This is a genomic window from Phascolarctobacterium faecium DSM 14760, from assembly GCF_003269275.1.
Classification (GTDB): domain Bacteria; phylum Bacillota; class Negativicutes; order Acidaminococcales; family Acidaminococcaceae; genus Phascolarctobacterium; species Phascolarctobacterium faecium.
This window is the reverse complement of sequence record NZ_QLTS01000001.1, coordinates 54794-78670: the sequence shown is the minus strand read 5'-3', so window position 1 is coordinate 78670 and position 23877 is coordinate 54794. Positions and strand designations below refer to the sequence as shown.

The window sequence follows — 23877 nt, the reverse complement described above, 5'->3', positions numbered from 1 at the left end:
ACCCTCCTCTATCATACTTTATTGCGCTGTAAAAAAACGTTCTTCTATTTCATGACGCGACATAATTAATTCGCGGGGTTTGCTGCCAACAGACTGACCTACGATACCAAGTTCTTCCATACAATCAACTAAGCGTGCAGCACGCGTATAACCAATTCTAAATTTACGCTGCAGCATTGAAGAAGATGCCTGACCAGTATCCATGACTAAACGGACTGCATCTTCAAAAAGTTCGTCACTCATCAGATCGTTGCCATTTTCAGATGCTGCGTTAGAACCTTTAGTATCACTTTCTAACACCTGCTGAGTAACTTCTTCTGAATATTCGACTGGTATGGATTGCTTCTTGATAAAATCAACAATCTTATTTAATTCTCCATCACTCACAAAAGCACCTTGTACACGTACAGGTTTATTTGTACCGATAGGATAAAAAAGCATATCGCCTTTGCCCAATAGCTTTTCAGCACCGCCCATATCCAAAATAGTACGGGAATCGGTCTGTGAAGAAACAGCAAAAGCAATACGTGAAGGAATGTTTGCTTTTACAATTCCTGTGATAACATCAACAGACGGACGCTGAGTTGCCAAAATAAGATGGATACCAGCTGCGCGGGCTTTTTGAGCCAAACGCAGAATAGCATCTTCTACATCTACTTTAGCCACCATCATCAAATCTGCTAATTCGTCAATAATAATTACGATAAAGGGCATTTTTTCCGCGGCCTGTGCATTATAGCTATTGATTTCCCGCACATGATTATCAGCAAAAGCCTTGTAACGGCGTTCCATCTCGGCAACAGCCCAATGTAAAGCTGAAGCAGCTTTTTTGGAATCAGTAACAACAGGAGTCAGTAAATGCGGAATACCATTATAATTAGAAAGTTCAACAACCTTAGGGTCAACTAAAATCATTTTGACTTCTTCAGGACGGGCTTTGTATAAAATACCGGCAATGATCGTGTTGATACATACAGATTTACCGGAACCGGTAGAACCGGCAACAAGCATATGAGGCATTTTAGAAAGGTCTACCGTAATAATATTACCACTGATATCCTTGCCAAGACCTACACAAAGTTTTGACTCTGTTTTACGAACTAAATCGCAGTCGACTACCTCCCTGAAAAATACCGGATCATTTTTTCGGTTCGGGACTTCAATACCGATGGCAGCTTTGCCTGGTATCGGCGCCTCAATGCGAACACCTGAGGCGGCAAGTTTGAGCGCTATATCGTCTGCTAAGTTTACTACTGAACTTACTTTAACGCCAGGAGCAGGTTCCAGTTCAAATCTGGTGACGGAAGGACCGCGGGTAACAGCGACGACGCTGGCGCGAACGCGGAAATCTTCAAGTGTCTGTTCTAAAATAGCACATTGTTCTCTGATATCCTCTTCGGTATGCTTATCTTTGGAAACATACGGAGGATTAAGTAACTCCAAAGGTGGAAACAAGTATGTACTTGCTTCTGCTGCCGGCAGAGTTTCTGTTTTTACTTTTTCACTGACAGCCTTTTTAGGAGCCGGGTTGGCAGCAGAAATATTTTTATCAGCAGTATCAATGATCTTTATATCGCCAGGATTCTGATTTTTGTAAGGATTAAGAAAATCATGCTCTGGCATTTGTACTGCTGTTTCCTTTGGTTTATTAAAATCTATAATCGGCCTTGTAATAATATGAGGCTCATTTTTCTCAGCAACAGGAAATTCTTCGATAAATGGCTGTTCATCATCAAAAAACGCTTCTTCATCTTCAGCTTTACTTTCATTTTTGCCAACAGCTTTTCGAATGATCTGTTTAAACTGGCTTTCTTTTTTGATTCCTGAAGTAAAGCCTGCAAAATCATCACTGTTGTAAGGATTAACAGTGTTCAAAACTTCCATATTCTTAAAATCAGAAGTTTCAGCAGTAGTTTCATTATCTGAATTTTGATAAGTTACAATATTTTTAGCTTTTCTACCAGCTGTTTCTGCCGAAGCCTTTAAAGACAATTTCCCCGTTAATAAAACGCTGCAGATGATACCTGCAATCAAAATTATCAATGCTCCAGCTGTTCCTGACAGACGTCTTAATGCTAAAAGAAAAGCTCCGCCCAATAGACCGCCACCTTCTTTAAGCTGTTCAGGAACCAGCTCTTCCCCTACAGGTACAAAAACATGATGAGCTGTGCCTAAAAGGCACAGCATCAATAATGTTAGGGCTAATCCTTTTTTTGAAAAACCAATTCCCTTGTGGGAAAAAGAAAATCTGATACCAAGAACTATGCATGCGAGCGGAAACAAAAATGCCCCTTTACCTAAAGTATAGTTCATAACTTTATCTATAAAAGCACCTATTGTTCCTGTAGGAAGCCCAAAATAAGCTGCTGCTGCAAAACATCCTAACGCAAGCAAAAGAACGCCGCTTATTTCCAAACGACTGTTATTCTGTTGTTCCGTACGTTCTGCTTTGGTTCTTCTCAAATTAGGCACCTCATTTACAACATTAGATCTCCATTATAATAGGCAAAATCATTGGTCTTCTGCGTGTTTTTTCGTATAAAAATCTGCCAAGTGAATCGCGGACAGCAGATTTTATAACAGACCATTCAGAAACATTGCTCTGTTCGCATTTATCAAGAGCCTGCTGAACTTTCTCTTTAGCAGTTTCCATCAAGCCCTCTGCTTCACGCACATAAACAAAGCCGCGAGAAACTATATCCGGACCGGAAACTACAGTGCAGGTATCCTTATCGATAGTAACGACAACTATCATGATACCATCCTGGGACAGCTGTCTGCGGTCACGCAGAACGATATTGCCAACATCACCTACGCCGAGTCCGTCTACAAGTACTTTTCCGGAAGGAACGCGGCCATTGATACCAATACTATTGCGTGTCAATTCAATGATCGAACCGTTTTCGCCTACGACGATATTCTCGCGCGGCATACCCAGACTGCCTGCAAGCTGTGCATGCTTGATCAAATGCCTGTATTCGCCATGCACAGGAATGAAAAATTTAGGACGCACCAGATTGTGCATCATTTTGATTTCTTCCTGACTGGCATGACCTGAAACGTGTACACCATTGCTTTTTTCATAAATAACATCGGCACCAAGTTTATACAAGTGGTCTATTGTTCTGGAAACCAGCTTTTCATTGCCTGGAATAGGTGTTGCGGAAATAATAACAGTGTCTCCGGGAACAATATCAACTTTTTTATGATCGGACATAGCCATTCTTGTTAAAGCAGACATAGGCTCTCCCTGGCTGCCGGTAGTAATGATAACTATCTTATCAGGAGTATAGTTGTTGCTCTCATCAATGTCGATCAGTACGCCTTCAGGTATTTTTAAATACCCTAATTCCATGGAAATATTTACTACATTTACCATGCTGCGCCCGATAACTGCTACTTTACGTTTATAACGAACAGCGCTGTCAACTACCTGCTGGATACGATGTACGTTTGACGAGAAGGTAGCGACAATAATACGGTTTTTGGCATAACGGAATTCATCATCAAAAGTCTGCCCGACTATTTTTTCACTTTGCGTATAACCGGGGCGTTCGGCATTGGTACTGTCAGCCATTAAAGCCAGTACACCCTGATCACCGAACTCTGCGAATTTATTAAATTCAGTTACCTGTCCATCTACAGGAGTCTGGTCAAATTTGAAATCACCGGTATGAATGATAATACCAATAGGAGTATGGATCGCCAATGCAACTGCATCTGGAATACTATGGTTGACACGTATAAATTCCACTTTGAAATTTCCTGCGTGAATTTTATCTCCAGGTTTGATAATTTTGCATGCTTCAGAGCTGACCCCGTTTTCTTTCAATCTTCCCTGAAGAATACCTAAAGTCAAAGCAGTTCCGTAAACAGGAGCGCCGATCTGTTTCATAACATACGGCAAAGCACCTATATGATCTTCGTGCCCATGAGTCAGGAAGATAGCTTTAACCTTGTCTTTGTTCTCCACTAAATAAGTAATATCAGGAATAACAAGATCGATTCCCAGCATATCATCTTCAGGGAACATCAAGCCGGCATCAACGAGAATTATATCGTCGCCATAACGGAATACCGTCATGTTCTTACCGATCTCCCCCAATCCGCCCAAGGGAATAATATTTAATTTACTTTGTATTTTACTCAAAAAAAATACACCTCCAAAATTTTTTTAATTTATTTCCGTACAAGTATTTAGACCTCTAGTAATAAAATCTATTAACCGCACACCTACTCTACGGTATATTATACATTAAATAATGCAGAAAAACAAATGTTTAATCAATTATCAATAAATTTTTATTGTAAAGATTCAGTGAACTGAACATAAAAAAACAAGCATACCTTAAAAGGTATGCTTGTTTGAAGCTCTTACAGATCCTCACCATGGTTTTCGATAGGACCTTTATTTTTATTCATGCGCTGCCAGAAGAAAGCAACTGCAAGAATTGCTACGCCAATAGCATCAGTAACAGCGCCAGGAATAATCATATTTAAGCCGCCAACAAAGAACAGCAGTCTTTGCAAAAAGCTGAGCTTGGACTGACAGAACCCAATCATGGCGACAGATACGCCCCACATGCCGATAATCGCCGTTGCACAGGCAAAAGTGATCGTAAATGGAGTTGCATCAATCATAAGCAGTTCAGGTGCCAGAACAAAAATATACGGAACGATAAAAGCCGCTATTGCCAATTTTGCTGCTGCAAAACCTGCCTTCATTGGATCGGCACCGGAGATACCGGCACCAGCATAAGCAGCCAAAGCAACCGGAGGAGTTACGTCCGCAACGATACCAAAGTAGAAGGCAAACATATGCGCTGCCAAAACAGGAACATCCATCTGCACCAAAGCAGGAGCAGCAATCGTAGATGTAATAACATAGTTAGCAGTAGTCGGAACGCCCATACCAAGGATCAAAGACGTGATCATTGTAAAGAACATTGCCGGCAATAAGTGTCCACCTGCAAGATCCAGCAGTGCCGTAGCCAATTTAAGGCCAACGCCTGTTTTGGTTACAACACCGATAATGACTCCGGCTGTAGCACAGGCAATCAAAACACCGAGAACACCTTTAGAACCTTCGATCAAGCCTTTGACTACATCACCAAAGCTGATACGTGTAGATTTTCTGAGGCAGGAACAGATCAGAGTAAGACCAATCGCCCACAAAGCAGCACGCATCGGCGTATAACCGGATACCAACAAGTAAACGATGATCGCCAGCGGTAAAATCAAATGGCCTTTTTCCATAAACAGTTTACCAAACTTAGGTAATTGATCACGCGGCGTCCCTTTAAGCCCAAACTTTTTAGCTTCATAATGTACGCCTATCCAAACACCAATGTAATATAACAGCGCCGGAATGACGGCAGCTTTAACAACTTCGATATAAGGGACTCCGACAAATTCAGCCATCAAGAATGCAGCCGCACCCATAACAGGAGGCATCAGCTGTCCGCCAGTAGAAGCAGCAGCTTCTACCGCGCCTGCAAAAGCAGGACGATAACCTAATTTCTTCATCATCGGAATCGTAAAGGCGCCTGTACCGGCTACGTTAGCAACAGAGCTGCCTGATACTGTGCCCATCAAACCAGATGATAATACGGCAACCTTGGCAGGTCCGCCTGCGGCCCAGCCGGCAACAGCGTTAGCCAGGTCGATAAACAACTTGCCCAAACCCGTAGCTTCCAAATAGGAACCAAATAAGATAAAGAGATAAATAAATGTTGAAGATACGCCAAGCGGAGTACCAAAAATACCTTCTGTGGTAAAGAAAAGATGATCGAACATCTCCTGCACACCAACTCCGCGATGTGCCAGAATCCCCGGCATATACGGGCCGGCAAAAGCATAAAACATAAAAAACAGTGCAACTGTAAGCATCGGCCAGCCGACAACACGGCGAGCTGCTTCAAACAGAAGCAATGTACCGATAAAAGCGATACTGAAATCAAATTCAGTATTCATACCGGCTCTTAAAACAAGTTCGTCGTAAAAAATTACGATATAAAGTGCACTGGCAACACTTAGAACAGCGAAAATAACATCAAGCGGATGCATTACAGATCTGGACCAGTTTTTCCTGCCGGGATACAGCAGATAAATCAAAGAAAATCCAAATGCCAAATGGATTGCTCTCTGTAAGTGTGCATCAAGTACACCGAAAGTTGCGGTATACAATTGAAAAACGGCGAAGGCAATACAGATAAAAGAAATTAATTTGTCCCACATTCCTGTTAAATTACGTTTGTCAGACTCTTTGTCAAACTTTTGCAGGACTTCTTCTGCTGACATAGTTGTTTTATCTTGTTCACTCATTCTGCCCTCTCCTCCCCTTTTGCAAAATTTAATTTAACCAATATTGATAACGTTTTTCTGCCTTGATTTCAACCAAGGTTCCTTGTCCATATAGATCGCAAAGATCATAGACTTTATTTTTATGTATAATACGAGGCTTTGCTTGTACGGCAGTTCTTAATTTTACAGTCTTATAAGGCCGATCCATTTTTAAGATAAACTTACCGTCAGGAGTATTAGTCAAAATTCCTTCTGCAGGTGAATATGGCAGTCCTACTCCCAGTGATTGATACCGAGTATGTGTCATAACCAGATCATCTGCACCGTCAACTCTAAAAAATTCTTCCACCGTTGTCAACTGGACCGAATGGGTAAATTCAATATTCCATTCTTCTCCTCTTTTTGCAGTAAAACATTGTTTTGGCAATCCATCTTCGGGATTAATAGAAACTACTAATTGGTTGGCATACCAAAACAATATTCCCAAACCAACTAATACAGTAACTGATATCAGAATCATTTTTTTAGAAAAAGACCGATTACCGGAAGTTCCCGGCAACCGGTCTCTCAGGTTCATCATATAAAATATTTAACTCTTATTTTTCTTTCAAGTATTTTTCTGCGCCCGGATTAACAGGAACGGACATACCGTCCAATGCGGTTGCTTTAGAAACTGCATTAGCTACAGAATGAGCTGCTTTCAAACGATCGAGATTGCTGAAAATAGCTTTGGTGATAGCATAGCCGGTATCAGCATTCATTTTATCAGTTACTGCCAACATAGCACGAACTGCGATTGCCTGAACGTCGGCTTCTTGATTCGGGTAAGTTTTGGCTGCAATAGTAAGTTTGGTATAGAAAGGATATTTTGCAATCAAAGCGTCAGCTTTATCGCTGTCAACCGGCAGTAAAACTACATGGTTTTGAGTCGCGATATCCTGAATAGCTGCGGTCGGATGGCCTGCAGTTACGAATGCAACGTCAACATTGCCGTCTTTTAATGCATTGGAAGCTTCTGCGAAAGAGAGGTATTGGACTTTGATATCGTCATAAGTGATACCATAAGCTTCGAGGATCTGGCGGGCATTAGCTTCAGTACCGGAACCTGCGGCACCTACTGCAACGCGTTTGCCTTTAACATCGTTCAGAGATTTTACGCCAGTTTTATCCAACGTTACGATTTGTACGGTTTCAGGATACAAAGTCGCCAAGCCCTGGATACTGGGGACTTTTTTATCTTTGAACATTTCTGAACCGTTAACAGCATAATAAGCGATGTCATTTTGTACAAAAGCGATATCGACTTTATCCTGCTGCAACAAGTTGATATTTGCTACAGATGCACCGGTGGATTGTGCTGAAGCATTAGCTCCGGGAACATTTTTATTCAAAATGTCAGCGATAGCGCCTCCCAATGGGAAATATGTACCAGCTGTACCGCCAGTAGCAATATTAATGAATTTTTGCGCAGCCGGTTTTTTTTCGTCCTTTTTGTCAGAACCACCGCCGCAGCCGGCTGCCATAGTAGCAAAGACCATGATCGCCATCAGAAAAGCTAAAAGTTTTTTCATAGGATCCCCTCCTCATTTTTGAGTGTACACAGTTGTATCATGAAAAATAAAAGCTCATTTTTCAAATGACTATGCCACTTTACTTACTTAGTTTAATTCGATAAATTTCTATAAAATCCTGCAAGTTAGAAGAAGCTCTATATTGTATACAATATACTTTATCTGTTTTTCTTAAATTTTTGCCGCTTTGCTAAAATTAAAAGAATATGGTATCATATATATCGTTATCAAATATTCAGAGGGCAATAAATTCCCTTGCCAATAAGAGAAAAGGATGTGTGTTTTATGAGTTCCGGAGCTTATACTCTCAAACTTTCACGTACGCTTTACAACGATACTTTCCGTGCCCAGCTGCTTGACGAAAATCAGCAGGTCATCGGCCATCTTCGTATCGTTCCAGGTGTCCCGCTTGACCGCAGCCTGGTCCCGGAAGACGCGCCCAGCGTTCCGGCTTATCTTTTGGTCATTGTCGATGACGCCGATATCAACAAGGATAATCTGATCGATTTTGAAGAACGTGCCAGTTATGCTTTACTAAAACGTTTTTCAACAGAAGCAATCAGTTTCCAGCATTGCCAATTCTATTATCCTTCACCTGCTTTCATTTTTGAACAGGCAGATGCACTTACTAATCCTGTTATGTGAAAAAATCCCTTCAACATTTTTGTTGAAGGGATTTTTTTTTATACATTTTTGTTATTTTATTATCTTCAGATAAATTTGTCACTGCCTTCGGCGCTTTCCCCGTTTTTAAAGCTGCGGTATTTGTCATAAATTATCCGCATAGCCGTTGCAACGGCTTTTTTAGCACTGCCCTGATATTGACGTTCTAAAATATTCTGCAGCTCTTCGTGCCCATTGGAAAGATTGTAACCAATAAGGCACTGCGCAATATATTGCCGTGCCAGTTCAGTCGCCAGTGTGCAGTCTGCCTTTACGATAAGTCCACTCTTCATATCTACAACCACAATCACGCCTATTACCTTATACATTTCCGCAGCTGTAATTCCTACCGGTAATTTTGCATACCCCGAAAAAAGTACTCTTTCATTACTTTGTTCGTTTAACATAAAAATCCTCCTGTTTTTTTACCGACAAGCTGCGGACGGAAACATTGATTGTTTTGACCTGCATTGCCGTCATATATTCTACTTTTTCTTTTATTTTGTGTTGGAACAATTTTGTTACTTCAAAAATCTTAACGCCGTAATACAATACGACATCGACATAAATGCTGATGCCTTTCGTTTCGGCACGCCTGCGCACTTTGATGCCTGTTACTTTATCAATGCCCATCATTTTTTCGGCAATGAGATTGATAATGTCATAAATAGCGTAATCGGAAATCAACAGCTTGCCATAGTAGCTGAACGCCGGTCTGACTATCGAACGGTCTTCCCCGCTTTTCTTCCTTTGCTTGGAAAATAAATTATATGGTAAATCAGCAAAATAACCTGTAAAATGCGGCTTCAACTCGACAGTCGGTACCGGAACAATATGCTTGCCGTCGCGCAGCCGGGCCTGTTTCGCCTTTTTGATCTCCTGCTTGGACGCAATCTGCTGAATATAAACGGTCTTTTCAGGCTCAGGTAACTCCAAACGCTTAACTATTTTCTCTATCATATTGTCGGAAGTTGCCAAAATCAGAAGCCGCCGGACGTCATTACCTGCCAAAGCCTGACGCACTGCTTCTGCATGATCTTCTTCAGTAAAAATAGCGCGCTTGACCGCCTGTATTCTATTCGTTTCATTTTTAGCAGAAGTTCCGGCTAATATTTTGGTTCCTTTGATAAGTAATCCGTCATCAATAATAGCATCACAATTATTTTTATGGGCAATACCTATTGCTCGATGACTTTTACCAGTACCGCTGGGACCTACAAAAGCTACTACTTTCATAAAGGCCTCCGCAAATCCGACTTAAATTTATTGTTTATATTCTATCACATTTTTGACATTTGTATATAAAACTTCAAAAATTCCTAATTGCTCAGGAAAACGCCCGCTCACTCCGTGAAAATCTGAACCGCCAGAAACCAGCAAATCAAAATTCTGCGCCAGCTCCAGCCAGTATTTCTGCTCATTTATATCTGCGGAAGGATGATAGACTTCGATACCGTCAAATTTTACATTCTTCATCAAACAGTTCACCAGCGGCTTATCCTCCAACTCACTTGGATGCGCGAGCACCGCCAGGCCTCCTGCCTGGTGCAGCAGCTCTACGGCCTCCTCCGGCGATAATTTAGGCTGCGGTTCATAACCGGGCCTGCCTCTCTTTAAAAGCACGTCAAAGGCTTCCTGCACCGTAGCAAAATACCCTTTGGCAACTAAAGCTTTAGCCACATGGGGACGTCCGACTGCTCTGTTGTCAGGATCACATTCGGCCACCTCGACATAATAGCCCAGAGCAGCTATTTTCTTAAGAATCTTCTGCAGCCTGAGTTCGCGCGCATGGCGCATTTCATGCATTTTCGTCAGCAAACGCTCATTACTGATATCAATATGATATCCTAAAATATGTACGCTGGCTTCACCGGCCTGAGTACCAAGCTCTACGCCTCTGATGATGCGGGGAGCGTTTTTTATATTTACAGCAGCGGCTTCTGCCTGAACAATGCCATTTACAGAATCATGATCAGTCAAAGCCAGTACGCCTATTTTAGCAGCAGCTGCCGCTTCTACCAGCTTTGCCGGAGTATAAGTTCCATCTGAACTTGTGCTATGAGTATGCAGATCTACTAACATTTTACATTTCCTGCGCCAGCTTAATCAAAGTGCTGACGCCAAATCCGGTACCACCCTTAACTTTAAAACCCGCAGTTTTAGCAGCGGTAGAAGTACCGCCGATATCAATATGGGCCCAGGGTATCCCTGCTTCGACAAATTCACCGATAAACAATCCGCCGCTGATACAGCTGGCTTCACGTCCGGCACTGTTGAGCAGGTCAGCAACATCACTTTTCAACGCTTCCTTGCATTCCGGCAGCGCAGGCAGCTGCCAGTAGCTTTCGCCTGCTTTTTTACCAGCTTCGATAATCTGTCTGATCAAAACATCATCGTTGCCGACAACACCAGCTGTTTCTGTCCCCAAAGCAACAATAACGCCGCCAGTCAGCGTTGCTATATCAACTACCTTGTCTGCGCCCTGCTTGCAGGCGTACCAGACCGAATCCGCCAAGACCATACGTCCTTCGGCATCTGTTGAAATAACCTCGATCGTTTTACCGTTAGCTGCTTTTACAACATCTCCGGGACGCTGAGCGCTGCCGGAAGGCATATTTTCAGCACAGGCAATGATCCCCATCACATTGCAGGGTATTTTCAGTGCGGCAATAGCCCTTAACGCGCCTAAAACTGCACCAGCACCAGCCATATCGTCTTTCATCTCACCCATATTGTCACTGGGCTTGATCGAAATACCTCCGCTGTCAAAAGTAATACCCTTACCGACATAAGCAGTATAAGGCGCAGCACCTGCTCCATTATATTTGATTGTAACCAGACACGGAGGATGGATAGAGCCCTGCCCTACAGCCAGTAAAGCATGCATGCCCATCGCTTCCATCATTGTTACGTCTAAAATTTCAAATTCCATATCATATTCCAGAGCCAATGCTTCTGCTTCTTCAGCCATAACGCTTGGAGTCACTAAATTGCCGGGCCGGTTGACCAGATCGCGTGTATAACAAACCGCATCTGCCACAACCTCAGCTTCTGCAAGCACCCGTTCAGCATCAGGAATACCGGAAATAATAGAAAAATCAAGTTCCGGTTTAGCTTCAGGTTTACCCTTACATTCCGTAAATTGATACCCTCCCAAAACCAGCCCCTCTGCCAAAGCAGCTAAGTAATGGACCCTTGCCGGATTAGAAAGAATCGGTGCCACAACAGCAGTCTGCTTTATTTTGGCAGCAATTAGAGCCCTGGCAGCACTGCCTGCAGCTTTACGTAGATTGTTCGGCTTGCATTCATCACCTTTGCCAAAGCCGGCAACAATAACTCTCTGCAACCTTCCATCCTGCGCTATAACAAGATCAGTCAAGCTTCCTGCTGCTGTCAAATCTTCATTTTTTTCAGCCAGCCCATTGACAGCCTGCACTATATTAGCTGGAATATTCATTTTTGTTAAGTACGGCAGACATTCCCTGCACAAAAACAAGGTAACAGACTCCGCATTAACTATACTTTCTTCTTCAAAACCATCTATCACTGATTTTACTAACTCTTTTGCTGTTTCCTGATCTAAATCCATAATACTGCTCCTTTATACTTTTTTATTTTTATCTGAAAGTTACACAGGTAGTCAACTCATCCAAATAGGTGTTGCCATTTGATTTCTGCAGATTCAAATCACTGACAACGACCTTCATTACACTATGACGCGTACCGCCCGTATAATGGCTGCCCAGAGAATGAATAGCATAGGGAATCTCGTTGGAGGAACCGAGATACAACATCACGTGTCCGTCCATATGCAGTGTAGAACCAGGAGTTAAACCTTTTATGACATTGGCACGCTGAGCACTGCTCATATTGCCCATTTTTTTATGAATACCAGCGCTTGTTTCCTGCTCGTCAGCATTGCGCGGCAGAAAAATACCTACTGTACGGTAAGCATTACTGATAAAACTGGAACAATCGACGCTTTGCTGCAGTCCGCCCCAACCATATACAGAATCGTAAAATTTAAAAGCGCTGCGGATAATATTATTAGTCGTATAAGGCAGATAACCTTCGTGCAGCGAAGCATTGGCAGCCAAAACTACCTTCTCTTCCTGCAGCTTGCCCTCTTTAGTCCTGACAGGAACCTTCACCGTATAAGCAGATGCTTTTTTATCAGCCAGCTGCAAACGAGCGCCCTGCTGAAATAAAACCTGAGCTCCGTCCGCCTTTAATGTGTAATCCTTAGCAACTACGGTCAGAAAATTCTTAGGCTCCGCATAACGCAACCAGATACTGCGGTCAGTTTCGGCAACATCAAATTTAGACAGCCAGCCACGGTAATTATACGCTTGCACATAATAAAAATAACCGTTAGTACTGGTATGCAAAATAGCGACAGCCTCGCCCGGATCCAAAGCGGTTTCCTGCAAAGCATCAAAATTACGGTCACCGGCATAAAAAAACAAACCTTCACCTGTCGGCAGATTACGCAGATTAGCACGCCTTACAGTAACGCCATAACGCACAGTGACCTCAGCCGGTATTGCCGCCGCATTAGTTTGCGAACGCAGAATATTTTTATAATTATCACTGACGAGCTTACCTTCCCGGTACAGTTCATCACTCAAATCTGTATGCGTATTGACATAAGTTGCTACCGTTTTACCGCTCAGGGTTTTAGGATAAGCGGCCATATCATAAACTGTCGGCGATGCGGCAATGATCTTTTTATTGAAAGCCTCTACGCCCGCCGCATTTAGCACTACTTTATCACCGTCGGCATTATGTTCCGTCCAGTAGGCCGGGCTGATAAATTTTTCATAAGCAGTAATACCTGCTGCCTCCACAGGTCCTTTAGGCATCAGCAATATCATCAGCATCATACACAAAAATAAAATTTTTTTAATCACAAAAAACTACCTCCTAAACCAATCTTCACAAATATTATTGCCGACAAGACCGGTATATTTGCCGGCATTCTCCGCGGCCTCAGCCTGTTTGCTGAATCTGACAGCTTTAAGCGTCTTATTTAATTCGATAATTATTAAATTCTGTACCGAGGGTAAAAATCCTGCCCCAAACACAGAAAAACTACCGTAGTTTTATAATAAAACTACGGTAGCAGCAAGCATTAAAAAGCTTCGTAAATGCCGTCCTGACGTTTTTTCTCTGCAGTTTTGGAAATATACGAACCAAAAATAACAGGGTAACCTTTACGTTCTACGATTGTCTTGATGTAGTCTCTATGTGGACAAGGCGGACGGTGATAATTGTCTGATACGACGCACGATGCTAAATGTACCACAACATCCCTGCGATCATCACCCCAGCGTTTAAGTTTACGGTTCAAATCTTCGATTTTTCCGGCTACACCAGCACCACAGCAGCCGCCGCAGGTAATCGTCATATATTTGGTATCGGCATCATAACCGGTAAATCTGCCGCTGCGCTCATAAAACGATTTCATGCAGGCATAACCAACGCATTTTTTCTGCACGATGTCACACTGAATTATCACTACTAATTTCGCCATTATTTTACAAGGCCGTATTCTTGGAGAACGGCGACCATTTTTGCTTTATTTGCCGGTTCCATCGGGGTCAGCGGCAGACGCGGCTGACCTGCATCAATGCCAGTAACGAGCGTTACCGCAGCTTTTACCGGGATAGGATTGGTTTCGATAAACATAGCGTTTGCCAACGGCACCATTCTGGCATTCAATTTTGCAGCTTCGCGTACGCGGCCGTCTTCATAAGCCTGCATAACGTCCTGCAAGATACCGCCGCCAATATTGCTGAGCACAGAAATAAGCCCGGTCGCGCCGACAGACATAAACGGAAGAATCAGTCCGTCGTCACCGCTGTAGATCGTAAACTCTTCCGGAAGAACCGAATAAAGCTCGGCAACCTGAGCAACATTGCCTGCAGCTTCTTTGATCGCAACAATATTCTCAAAATCAGCAGCCAGACGTGCTACTATTGCCGGAGAGATATTGGAAGCTGTACGTCCCGGAACATTATAAACAATGATAGGCAATCCTGTACTTTGCGCTACAGCTGCAAAATGCTGGTAAAACCCTTCCTGTGTCGGCTTGTTGTAATACGGACCAACTATCAAAGCGCCATCGACACCCATTGCCTCGGCCATTTTCGTCATTTTGACAGAATCAGCAGTGTTATTAGAACCTGTACCAGCAATAACAGGCACGCGTTTATTGATACGATTAACAACTACGCGGAACAATTCCAGTTTTTCCTCCGCACTCATAGTAGCAGCCTCGCCGGTAGAGCCTGCTACGACCAAGCCGTCAGAGCCATTATTGATAAGCCATTCAGCCAGATCAGCCGCCTTTTCATAATTGACGCTGCCATCAGCATTAAAAGGAGTGACCATAGCGGTCAAAAGTCTGCCAAAATAAGGATTTTTCATTACTTACACCTCGCTTATAATTTAAACGCTTTATGAAGCGCCTTCACAGCATCGATCAGATGTTCCTGTTTGATTATCGCGGAGATAGTCGTATCAGAATCCACAGTCTGCAGGATGCTTATTTTGCAGCCGGTAAGCGCTGCAACAAAATTAGCCATAACACCGGGTACGCCGCGCATCGCCGAACCGACAACCGAAACCTTGGCACAATCCTCGGTTAAAGTATATTCAAAATCTGTACCATTTAAAACTTTATTTGTATGTTCCACATCATCGGCAAAAACCGCAAACATAGCATTGCTCTCGGATAAATTCAAACAGCCGACGCTGATACCGGCATCAGCCAGATCCTCAAACAGCTTGCGGCCGCTGGCGATATCCTCAGGATTGAGCGCAACCCGGAACTGAGCCAGATCGGTCAGATGAGTTACACCGCTGGCCAGCCTGCGCTCATTGATAGAAGTATCCTCTTCCGTTTCTGCACAATCATTTGTAATGAGTGTGCCGGGAGCATCGCTGAACGTAGATTTTACGATCAGCGGTATATTTTTCTTCATTGCGATCTCTACTGCGCGCGGATGGATAACCTTTGCGCCCTGATGCGCCATTTGACAAACTTCGCCGTAGGAGATCTGCTTCAATATCGAAGCCTCTTTTACCAAACGCGGATCCGCTGTCATAATGCCTTCGACATCAGTATAAATCTCGACACATTCAGCATGCAAAGCGGCGCCTATTGCAGCAGCCGTAGTATCACTGCCGCCGCGGCCCAAAGTAGTAAACTTGCCGTTATTTTCCGTCATGCCCTGAAACCCGCAGACAATAGGAATAACGCCTGATTCCAATAAATGATGCAAATTGCTGACATTGATATTTTTGATCCGTGCCGCACCAAACTGAGAATCCGTAATAATCCCGGCCTGACCGCCCGTAAGCGCCATAGCATTGATCCCGAATTTCTGCAGCGTCGCTGCCATAACGCAGGCTGCCATGATCTCGCCGCAGCACATCATCATATCCAGTTCGCGCACGTTGACTGAAAGATTCGTTTCCTTCAGTACCTTGATCAGGGTATCGGTAGCGTAAGGTTCTCCTTTGCGTCCCATCGCAGAAACAACTACAACCGGAGCAAAACCGCTGCGTACGGCTTTCTGCACCTTATCCTTAACAGCGATGCGCGCTTCCTGTGAAGCAACGGAAGTACCGCCGAACTTTTGCACTAAAATTTTCATGAACTGTGTCGCTCTCCTATCTTAGATCCAGCCGTTTTTGATCATCGTTTCGGCGATCTGTAAAGTATTCAGCGCAGCGCCTTTACGGATCTGATCGCCGACGACCCATATATTATAAGACTTCTCACATGATTCGTCCCTGCGCAGACGTCCTACATAAACATCGTCTTTTTCGGAAGTATATAACGGCATCGGATATTCCTGCTTAGAAGGATCATCCTGAACAGTAACTCCCGGGAATTTTGCCAGCGCTTCGCGCATAGCCCCCAGATCGACTTCTTTTTCCAGCTCGATATTTACAGACTCGGAATGACTGCGGTAAACAGGTACGCGGATCGTAGTAGCAGTGATCCGCATTTCATAATCCTCCATAATTTTTTTCGTTTCATTGACCATCTTCATTTCTTCCTTAGTATAAAGATTATCGCAGAAAACATCTATTTGAGGAATCAGATTAAAAGCAATAGGATAATGCTTCTCAGCGCTGGCGGAAGGAAGGATATTCGCAGTCATTTCCCTGCCCTCACTATGATCCCGCACCTGAGCGTCAAGCTCGTCGATACCTTCTTTGCCGGCACCGGAAACAGCCTGATAAGTAGACACGATGACACGCTTTATTTTTGCCAGGTCATAAATAGGTTTTAAAGCCATAACCATAATAATAGTAGAACAGTTTGGGTTGGCGATAATACCTTTATGCTTCAAAATAGCCTGCGGATTGACCTCCGGCACTACCAACGGTACCTCAGGGTCCATACGAAAAGCACTGGAATTATCAATGACCACCGCGCCGGCTTTCACCGCATGCGGAGCGAAATCTTTAGAAATGGAACCGCCTGCAAACAAAGCGATATCTATACCTTTAAAGGAATCGAAAGTAGCTTCTTCAACAGTGTAGGTTTTACCCATAAAAGCTATTTCTTTACCGGCGCTGCGTTTAGAAGCCAGCAGGCGTAATTCGGAAAACGGAAAGTTCCTTTCCTCGATAAGTTTCAAAAACTCGGCTCCTACCGCTCCGGTAGCGCCTAAAATAGCCACATTATATTTTTTCATCTGCTTCCCCTCCATAAATTTTATTATAACAGCTTATCCAAGCCATAAGTCAAACCAACTTTATCCATCATCTTGCGGCAGCCAAGCATCACACCGGGCATATAACATTCACGGTTGACCGGTTCGTTGCTGATGCGGAGAGTTTCGCCCTGACTTCCGAAAATGACCTCCTGAGAAGCAACATATCCGGGTAAACGCACGCTGTGGATCTTCATACCTTTATAATCAGCGCCGCGGGCACCTGCCAGCAACTCTTTTTCTTCCGGATGTCCCTGGTGCATTTCCTGACGCACCTCGGCGATTTGCTGGGCTGTAATAACCGCAGTCCCTGAAGGAGCGTCAAGCTTTTTATCATGGTGACGTTCAATGATCTCAACATTAGGAAAATATTTTGCTGCCTCGCAGGCCAGCTTGATCATCAATATTGCCCCCAAAGCAAAATTAGGAGCGATCAGAATACCTGTATTATTAGCTTTAGCCAACTCATCCAGCTCTGCCAGATCAGCCTCGCTGAAGCCTGTTGTACCAACAACCGCACGAACTCCTGCCGACAGCACTGTGCGCAGTGATGCCATTACTACATCAGGACGGGTAAAATCAACAACTACATCAGGCTTTACTACCATCAGTTTGGCTTTAAGATCAGTAGCTACTGCCATCTGATTACCGTTTTTAACCGGAATCATTTTATCGGCGCCGAAAGCATCGACTGCGGCAACAAGCTCCATATCCTCCTGTTCAAGAACAGTTTTCACGACCTCGCTGCCCATACGTCCCAAAGCGCCATTAACTAAAACCTTAATCATTAATTTCACACTCCTTATAAAAATCAAAAACCGTTGAGAGCAATACTCAACGGTCAACAGCATTGTTACATACAAATATAATCTGCATAGTTGAGATAGCCCTCCGCCTGTAAGGCGACAGTCCGGCGGTTTTTTACCGACGGCCCAGCATAACCGCATGGCTGCCGTTATACTTCGGCGGTTACCCTTTCCTTCGTTTCAGCGATCCCTCTCCGCGAAGTACTCTTGCTTTCCGCTCCTCTATCTAATAATATTCTGTTGGATTTATTATATCTCTGCGCTATACACTTGTCAAACAAAAACGTTAAATTTCTTTAAAATATAACATTTTTTACTTTTTTTGTAACTAAAGGCGATTTAAGGCCTCTATCACTATTTAAAATCCGGGAAACAAATTTTTTCCCAAACTCCTCAAAGCTCCTCCAATCTCCTTCAATCTCCTCAATATTCCTCATTTGCTTTAATATTACCGCTAAGGTAGGATATAGATACAGGAACTTGCGCAAGTTTCGGAAAGGGTGTCCCAAATGTACAGCAAAATAAATGTAAAACAAAGTTTCTCGGACTTCATCTTATATATTTTCCCGTCCGTAGTTACAATGGTTCTGGTATCGTTCTATTCAGCGATCGACAGCTGGTTCCTGGCACAATACGTATCAACTAACGCCATGGCCGCTATCAATATCGTCCTGCCTTACTCAAACCTTATCTGGGGTCTGGCCGTCATGTTTACCTGCGGCTCCTGTGCCCTGGTCGGCATTAAGCTGGGCGAAGGCAAACGCAGTTTAGCCAATACCTACTTCACCTCAATGTTCTGGTTTCTGACGGGATTTACGGCAATTTTTGCAATCGTCGCTTACTTTAATATGGACCGTATTATTTATTCTCTGGGTTCTACAGCGCTGCTGTTTGAAGATTGTAAAACTTACCTTAAATATATGATTTTAGGTACGCCGATCCTGGCGGTCAAGCTGTTCCTCGAATATTATATCCGTCTGGACGGCAGACCTGCCTATTCTCTGGTAATGTCCTTAACAGGATTTATCCTCAACATCGTCTTAGACTATTATACTATCGTTGTTTTAGGCTGGGGAGTTTTCGGCGCCTCGATTTCTACGATCACCTCGATCGCCATCTCCACGCTGATGGGTCTGGTTTATTTCAAACTCTACGAAACAAACCTGAAATTTACCAAATTCCACTGGAACAAATGGTACTTTATCAAGTCCAGCTTCAACGGCGCCGGCGAAATGCTCACCGAGCTTTCCTCGGGTATCGTAACGATTTTCTTTAATATCGCTATTATCAAATTTGCCGGCGAGGATGGCGTTGCGGCTATGGCCGTCAACATCAACATCTTCTACTTCCTCATCAGCATCTATCTTGGTATAGCAACAGGCGCACAGCCGGTTATCAGTTATGCCTACGGCGCGCAAAACAAAAAACGCCTGGGCGAGATCATCGATCACTGTAAAAAAGCCATTCTTTTTGGCTCCCTGGCGGTCTTCACCTTAGCCCGTTTTTACGGCGCCAACATCATCTCCTGGTACATCGGCGATAACCAGCAGGTCATTGATTTAGCAGTACACGGTTTCAGGATGTTCTCCTACTGCTTTATCTTCCTGGGCTTCAATATCTTTATCGCCGGCTTCTATACCGCTATAGGTAACGGACTGATCGCAGGCATCATCTCGCTGCTGCGTTCGCTGATATTCGTACTGGCAGCCTTATTTACCCTGCCTTCACTGATAGGCATCAACGGCATCTGGCTCTCTGTACCTTTCGCAGAACTGGCAACAATGGCGATTTCGATAGTCTTTTATCTGATGTTCGTCAACAGCTACTTCAAAAAGCTGGTGTAATAAGCAATAAAACTCAATCGTCCGCAAAACTCTGCCCTCATCGGCAGAGTTTTTTTGTTTTTCTGTATGCTGTTAAAGTTTTATATAGCCTTTTTATTTTGTAAATCTGCTAGAACGTGAATCTCAACCCGGCGTTAAACTGCCAGTCGGTACGAACCGTACTATTTAAAGTTTTCAGCGCATCAAAATACAAATTGCTGTTTTTGGTAATGCCCAAATTTGCGCCCAACCCGATTTCATACCAGCTCCCAGTCAGGTCGCCTGTCTGCATAGCCAAACTTTTAATGCCATAATATCCTGTTGGACCGCCGTTGCCGCCGAAGTCGTGCAGCAGTGATGCTTTGACATAGGCATTGCTCGGGCGCCCGCCAATGCTAAACTCTTTACCACCCAAGAAGCCTAAACGTACAATAGCGCTGTTAACTCCATCCTGCCGGATGCTGACACCATTAGACGTTGTATAATCAACTCTACTAATATGGCCCAGGCTAAGTTCGGCCTGCGGTTCTACGAACCAGCCTGCGTTCAGGTCCTGTCTGTAGCCGTATTCGGCGCTGATACCGTAAGCCCAGGTATCATAATCGGCTTTGGCGGCATTGCCGCTTAAATCGACCAGTTTAAAGTCATTAGTCAGCTTGCTGCCGCGGGCGATAACATCCAGATAATGTCCCTTGCTGCCCAGCCAGCTGCCATACAGGCCCACTCCTGTGCTGCTCAGATCACCGCTGCCTACCGTATAGCCGGCGTTGCTGTCGATGCGGTTGACGGCGATACCTGTATAAAGCTTACCGCCTTTGTAGTCCTGCACTTTGTCTATACCGCCCTGAAAGCCTGTGTAATCCTGACTGAAACTACTGTCATAATTACTGTCAGCACTCAGCTCACCGCGATAGTAGCGGGCCCAGACGCCGCCTTTTCCCGCTTCGGTACCACTGCGCAGCTCACCCATACGTTTCATAACGTTGTTGCCTTCGATCCGCCAAACATTGCGCAATGCCAAACTCGCGTCATTACTGATAATCATCGTATCAGACGGTCCAATATCTTTGTTCAAATCGATTTTACTTATCCGAACCTCTGTATCATCAACTACTACAGTCGGTGTTGCCGAAAAACGAGAAAGCGGGTCATCCATTATACTTTCCTTCCCAACGAAATTACCCAGTGTCTGACCGTTCAGGTCAGCAACACTCAAAACTACAACATTACTGCCGCTGATACTATCAGCACTGCTGCCGTCAAAAGCTTTGTCATAACCAACAGTAATGTATTGTTCTTCCATACTGCTGCCAGATGCCAGCTTAGCAAAATTAAATCTGTCCGATTTGTTATTTGCCAGGTCTGTCGTTACCCTAAATTCATTACTGCCTGACAGCTGCAGGGTGCCGCCGGTAACCTTCCTGTCGGCACTGGTACCGCTGAAGCCAAGGGTAGCATTGTTCAAAGATGTCAGTACATTATTATCCGGTGTTGAAGCTCCGTCACTGGTATTCAGCTCGGCATTACTGCCAAATAGAACTGTACCTTTATCGGCATAAACTGCGTAGGCTTCGTTAGTCACACTACCAGCGGCAGCTTTAGCACCGATCTTGATAGTGTCGCCGCTTTTCGCACTCAAATCGATTACCGCCCCCTGATTGGCATACACACCATAAGCTTTCGCTTCTTTTCCAGCGGCTCCGTCACTGCCTGATGTAGCGACACCACTATCATAACCATCATTAGAACTAGTAGCTCCTGCACCGCCAGCACCAGCAACAGCTTCTGCACTAATCTTATCTGCAACGATCACAGTACGGCTGCTGCCACTGCCAAAAACACCGTAAGCATTGGCACTGCCGCCATCACCGCCGTCACCGCCTGTACCTGCAGCAACGTAAGAGGAACCATCTGATTTATCTACGCCACCGCCTGCGCCGCCAGTGCCGCCGTTAGCACTGATCGTAATTTTAGCCACTGTTACGCCGGCACTGCCGCCGCTGTTACTGACGCCATAGGCAGCAGCAGCCCCGCCTTTACCGCCCTTGCCGCCGGTTACTCCAGCCCCGGTAGCATTTACAAAACCACTGCGAGGTTTTTGGCTGGTACCACCGGTAGCCTGCACTGTAATTTCAGCCACTGTCAAATTTTCTGCTAATCCGCCTAAAACATTGATACCGTAAGCGGCCGCAGCTCCACTGTCTGCGCCAGCGCCGCTGATCGTACTATAGGTGCTCAATCCCGCGCCGCCAGCACCACCGGTAGCAGTTATTTCCAGCTTCTGTACATCTGCCGTCAGGCTGCCGTCCGTATTTTGTAAGCCGATAGCTGTCGCCTCGCCGCCTTCGCCGCTTACCCTTTCGGCAGCTAATATTGCCGCATCAGCCTCTGATACGTTTTCTAGTCTATAAGCACTAGTGCCGCCACTGCCACCAATGGCCATGATCTTGATATCTTTAGCTGTAACATTACTGCTGCCGCCCCGGTTATCAATGCCGGCGGCCAATGCCTCGCCGCCTTTGCCTGCAGCAGACTGCACCGCTCCTGTCGCTGTCAGTAAACCTTCACTTTCCAGTTCTAGCCAGTTTAACTTGCCACCGTTACCGGCAGTAGCTTTAATGTCAATTGCCTCCGCAACATTCAGCTGTACTGCTCCGCCTGTACTGCTGATACCGGCTGCATAAACAGCTCCGCCGGCACCGCCGTTGCCACTGATCCTGTTTACAACATCGCTGCTGTCATTACCATTCTTATTCGTAAGTTCAATTTTTATTGTTTTTATGTTACCGTCGGTCTGTCCACCTTCGGCATTGACGCCAAATGCAGTGATCTTTCCGGTATTGCCGGTCTTGCCGGCTGCAGCCGCTGAATTACCGGTACCAGCACCTATACCACCGACGCCGCCATTTATATAGTTACCACTGTATGTTACGTTATCGATGGTTATGTTTTGCAAATCTAAATGAGCTATCCCGCCGTTTACATCAACGCCGTAAGCATAGGCATTGCCACCGTTGCCTCCGTCAACACCTTTACCAGTATTGACCTCTGTCCTTGTGCCGCTGCCATCTGCACCGAGAACCTTATCAAACACTATATCTCCGGTCAGCTTTGCGCTTACCTCGCCGCCATTGACCTGGATACCATAAGCTGCTGCATCACCGCCATCAGACAATTTAGTTCTTTCTGTCGCGATTACATCAACATTTAAATTATAAACTTCACTATCAGCGATAACCTTGATCTTACCGGCAGTAAAATCAACAGTACCGCTGTCCACCTTAAGGCCTACTGCCATCGCTTCGCTATGTTTGTCTCCAGCTATATCCGTTCTACCACCTATTCCCGGAGTATGATAAGTCATTCCAGCTTTTACAGTGATATCAGCCGCTGTAATAGTAAGATCATGCTTAAGCTCGAGCCCGTAAGCCGCTGCCGCGCCGCTAACGCCGGACGTTCCCTGGTAAGCGCTGCCATTCGCTCCTGCGTAAGCACTTACTGCTATATCTCCTGTTGTGACGCTGCTCAGAGTTCCGTCTATCGTTACTTTAGCGATAGCGTCGCCGCCTTTAGCCCCCTGCTTTACTGTTGGGTCGTCGGCATTATCCTCACCACCCTTGCCGCCAGTCGCTTTAATTGAGATGAGCTGACCGGAAAGATCGCTCGTTTTGATCACTCCGGTATAACTTAGATCTTCACCATCAGTAATGCCTCCGCTGGCACTAAAATCATTGCCGGGAGTTCCGCTTTTCGTAAACTCACCGCCGTGCTTAATTTCTTCATTTTCTAGTAATATTTTTTCTGCGGCATACACCTCATTGACGACTATATTGATGCCGCTGGAATAGACGATCGACATCGCCATCAGGGTATGGGCTATTTTCTTGGCTAAACCTGCTTTACGAGACATTTGCATACTTCCTTCCCAAATTCATCATTCATATTTGTCTTTCAAAAAATATTTTAATAAGGCTTCGTA

18 protein-coding genes and 1 riboswitch are annotated in these 23877 nt (G+C 44.6%); of the genes, 2 read left to right on the top strand and 16 right to left on the bottom strand.

Going from position 1 to position 23877, the window contains the following annotated elements:
• Positions 1-18: 18 nt before the first annotated feature.
• The 5 genes from C8D73_RS00340 to C8D73_RS00320 all read right to left on the bottom strand — a co-directional run bounded on the left by C8D73_RS00340 (position 19) and on the right by C8D73_RS00320 (position 7874).
• A complete protein-coding gene (locus tag C8D73_RS00340) occupies positions 19-2463 on the bottom strand; it encodes a DNA translocase FtsK (protein ID WP_113076968.1) in 2445 nt (814 codons plus the stop codon).
• 22 nt (positions 2464-2485) lie between these two features.
• Positions 2486-4150 (bottom strand): ribonuclease J, encoded by a 1665-nt coding sequence (locus C8D73_RS00335; RefSeq protein ID WP_021718511.1) that lies wholly within the window; start codon positions 4148-4150, stop codon positions 2486-2488.
• Between the two features lie 224 nt (positions 4151-4374).
• Complete coding sequence (locus C8D73_RS00330) at positions 4375-6324, bottom strand: TRAP transporter permease (RefSeq protein WP_113076967.1); 1950 nt, start codon at positions 6322-6324, stop codon at positions 4375-4377.
• Between the two features lie 28 nt (positions 6325-6352).
• Positions 6353-6883, bottom strand: a complete 531-nt coding sequence (locus tag C8D73_RS00325) for a DUF1850 domain-containing protein (RefSeq protein ID WP_113076966.1) — start codon at positions 6881-6883, stop codon at positions 6353-6355.
• A gap of 16 nt (positions 6884-6899) precedes the next feature.
• Positions 6900-7874, bottom strand: a complete 975-nt coding sequence (locus C8D73_RS00320) for a TAXI family TRAP transporter solute-binding subunit (RefSeq protein WP_113076965.1) — start codon at positions 7872-7874, stop codon at positions 6900-6902.
• Between the two features lie 285 nt (positions 7875-8159).
• Here C8D73_RS00320 and C8D73_RS00315 point away from each other — a divergent pair, with 285 nt between their 5' ends.
• On the top strand, positions 8160-8519 hold the full coding sequence (locus tag C8D73_RS00315) for a hypothetical protein (protein WP_021718515.1): 360 nt from the start codon (positions 8160-8162) through the stop codon (positions 8517-8519).
• A 65-nt stretch (positions 8520-8584) separates the two neighbouring features.
• On the opposite strand, the gene C8D73_RS00310 is transcribed toward C8D73_RS00315, so the two are convergent.
• The 10 genes from C8D73_RS00310 to dapB all read right to left on the bottom strand — a co-directional run bounded on the left by C8D73_RS00310 (position 8585) and on the right by dapB (position 18057).
• Complete coding sequence (locus C8D73_RS00310) at positions 8585-8944, bottom strand: DUF3870 domain-containing protein (RefSeq protein ID WP_021718516.1); 360 nt, start codon at positions 8942-8944, stop codon at positions 8585-8587.
• Positions 8925-9773, bottom strand: coding sequence for an Asp23/Gls24 family envelope stress response protein (locus C8D73_RS00305; RefSeq protein ID WP_021718517.1), 849 nt, complete (start codon positions 9771-9773; stop codon positions 8925-8927). The genes C8D73_RS00310 and C8D73_RS00305 overlap by 20 nt, the downstream gene beginning before the upstream one ends.
• Positions 9774-9800: 27 nt before the next feature.
• The gene (locus C8D73_RS00300; protein ID WP_113076964.1) at positions 9801-10619 is read right to left on the bottom strand and encodes a PHP domain-containing protein; all 819 of its coding nucleotides are present in this window, start codon (positions 10617-10619) and stop codon (positions 9801-9803) included.
• Between the two features lies 1 nt (position 10620).
• A complete protein-coding gene (locus tag C8D73_RS00295; RefSeq protein WP_113076963.1) occupies positions 10621-12126 on the bottom strand; it encodes a leucyl aminopeptidase in 1506 nt (501 codons plus the stop codon).
• A gap of 28 nt (positions 12127-12154) precedes the next feature.
• Positions 12155-13447 carry an SH3 domain-containing protein gene (locus tag C8D73_RS00290; protein WP_113076962.1) on the bottom strand — a complete coding sequence of 431 codons (1293 nt, stop codon included), beginning with the start codon at positions 13445-13447 and terminating at the stop codon, positions 12155-12157.
• Between the two features lie 221 nt (positions 13448-13668).
• Positions 13669-14070, bottom strand: a complete 402-nt coding sequence (locus C8D73_RS00285; RefSeq protein ID WP_021718521.1) for a CGGC domain-containing protein — start codon at positions 14068-14070, stop codon at positions 13669-13671.
• Complete coding sequence (gene dapA / locus C8D73_RS00280) at positions 14070-14966, bottom strand: 4-hydroxy-tetrahydrodipicolinate synthase (RefSeq protein ID WP_113076961.1); 897 nt, start codon at positions 14964-14966, stop codon at positions 14070-14072. The genes C8D73_RS00285 and dapA overlap by 1 nt, the downstream gene beginning before the upstream one ends.
• A 14-nt stretch (positions 14967-14980) precedes the next feature.
• A complete protein-coding gene (gene dapG, locus C8D73_RS00275) occupies positions 14981-16198 on the bottom strand; it encodes an aspartate kinase (RefSeq protein ID WP_113076960.1) in 1218 nt (405 codons plus the stop codon).
• A gap of 21 nt (positions 16199-16219) precedes the next feature.
• On the bottom strand, positions 16220-17251 hold the full coding sequence (locus C8D73_RS00270; protein WP_113076959.1) for an aspartate-semialdehyde dehydrogenase: 1032 nt from the start codon (positions 17249-17251) through the stop codon (positions 16220-16222).
• Between the two features lie 23 nt (positions 17252-17274).
• Complete coding sequence (gene dapB / locus C8D73_RS00265; RefSeq protein WP_113076958.1) at positions 17275-18057, bottom strand: 4-hydroxy-tetrahydrodipicolinate reductase; 783 nt, start codon at positions 18055-18057, stop codon at positions 17275-17277.
• An 88-nt stretch (positions 18058-18145) separates the two neighbouring features.
• A riboswitch (Lysine riboswitch) is annotated at positions 18146-18308 on the bottom strand.
• A gap of 276 nt (positions 18309-18584) precedes the next feature.
• On the opposite strand from dapB, the gene C8D73_RS00260 reads away from it, so the two are divergent.
• Positions 18585-19919 carry an MATE family efflux transporter gene (locus tag C8D73_RS00260; RefSeq protein WP_113076957.1) on the top strand — a complete coding sequence of 445 codons (1335 nt, stop codon included), beginning with the start codon at positions 18585-18587 and terminating at the stop codon, positions 19917-19919.
• A gap of 109 nt (positions 19920-20028) precedes the next feature.
• Here C8D73_RS00260 and C8D73_RS00255 read toward each other — a convergent pair whose 3' ends face one another.
• The gene (locus C8D73_RS00255) at positions 20029-23808 is read right to left on the bottom strand and encodes an autotransporter outer membrane beta-barrel domain-containing protein (RefSeq protein ID WP_170123139.1); all 3780 of its coding nucleotides are present in this window, start codon (positions 23806-23808) and stop codon (positions 20029-20031) included.
• Positions 23809-23877 lie beyond the last annotated feature (69 nt).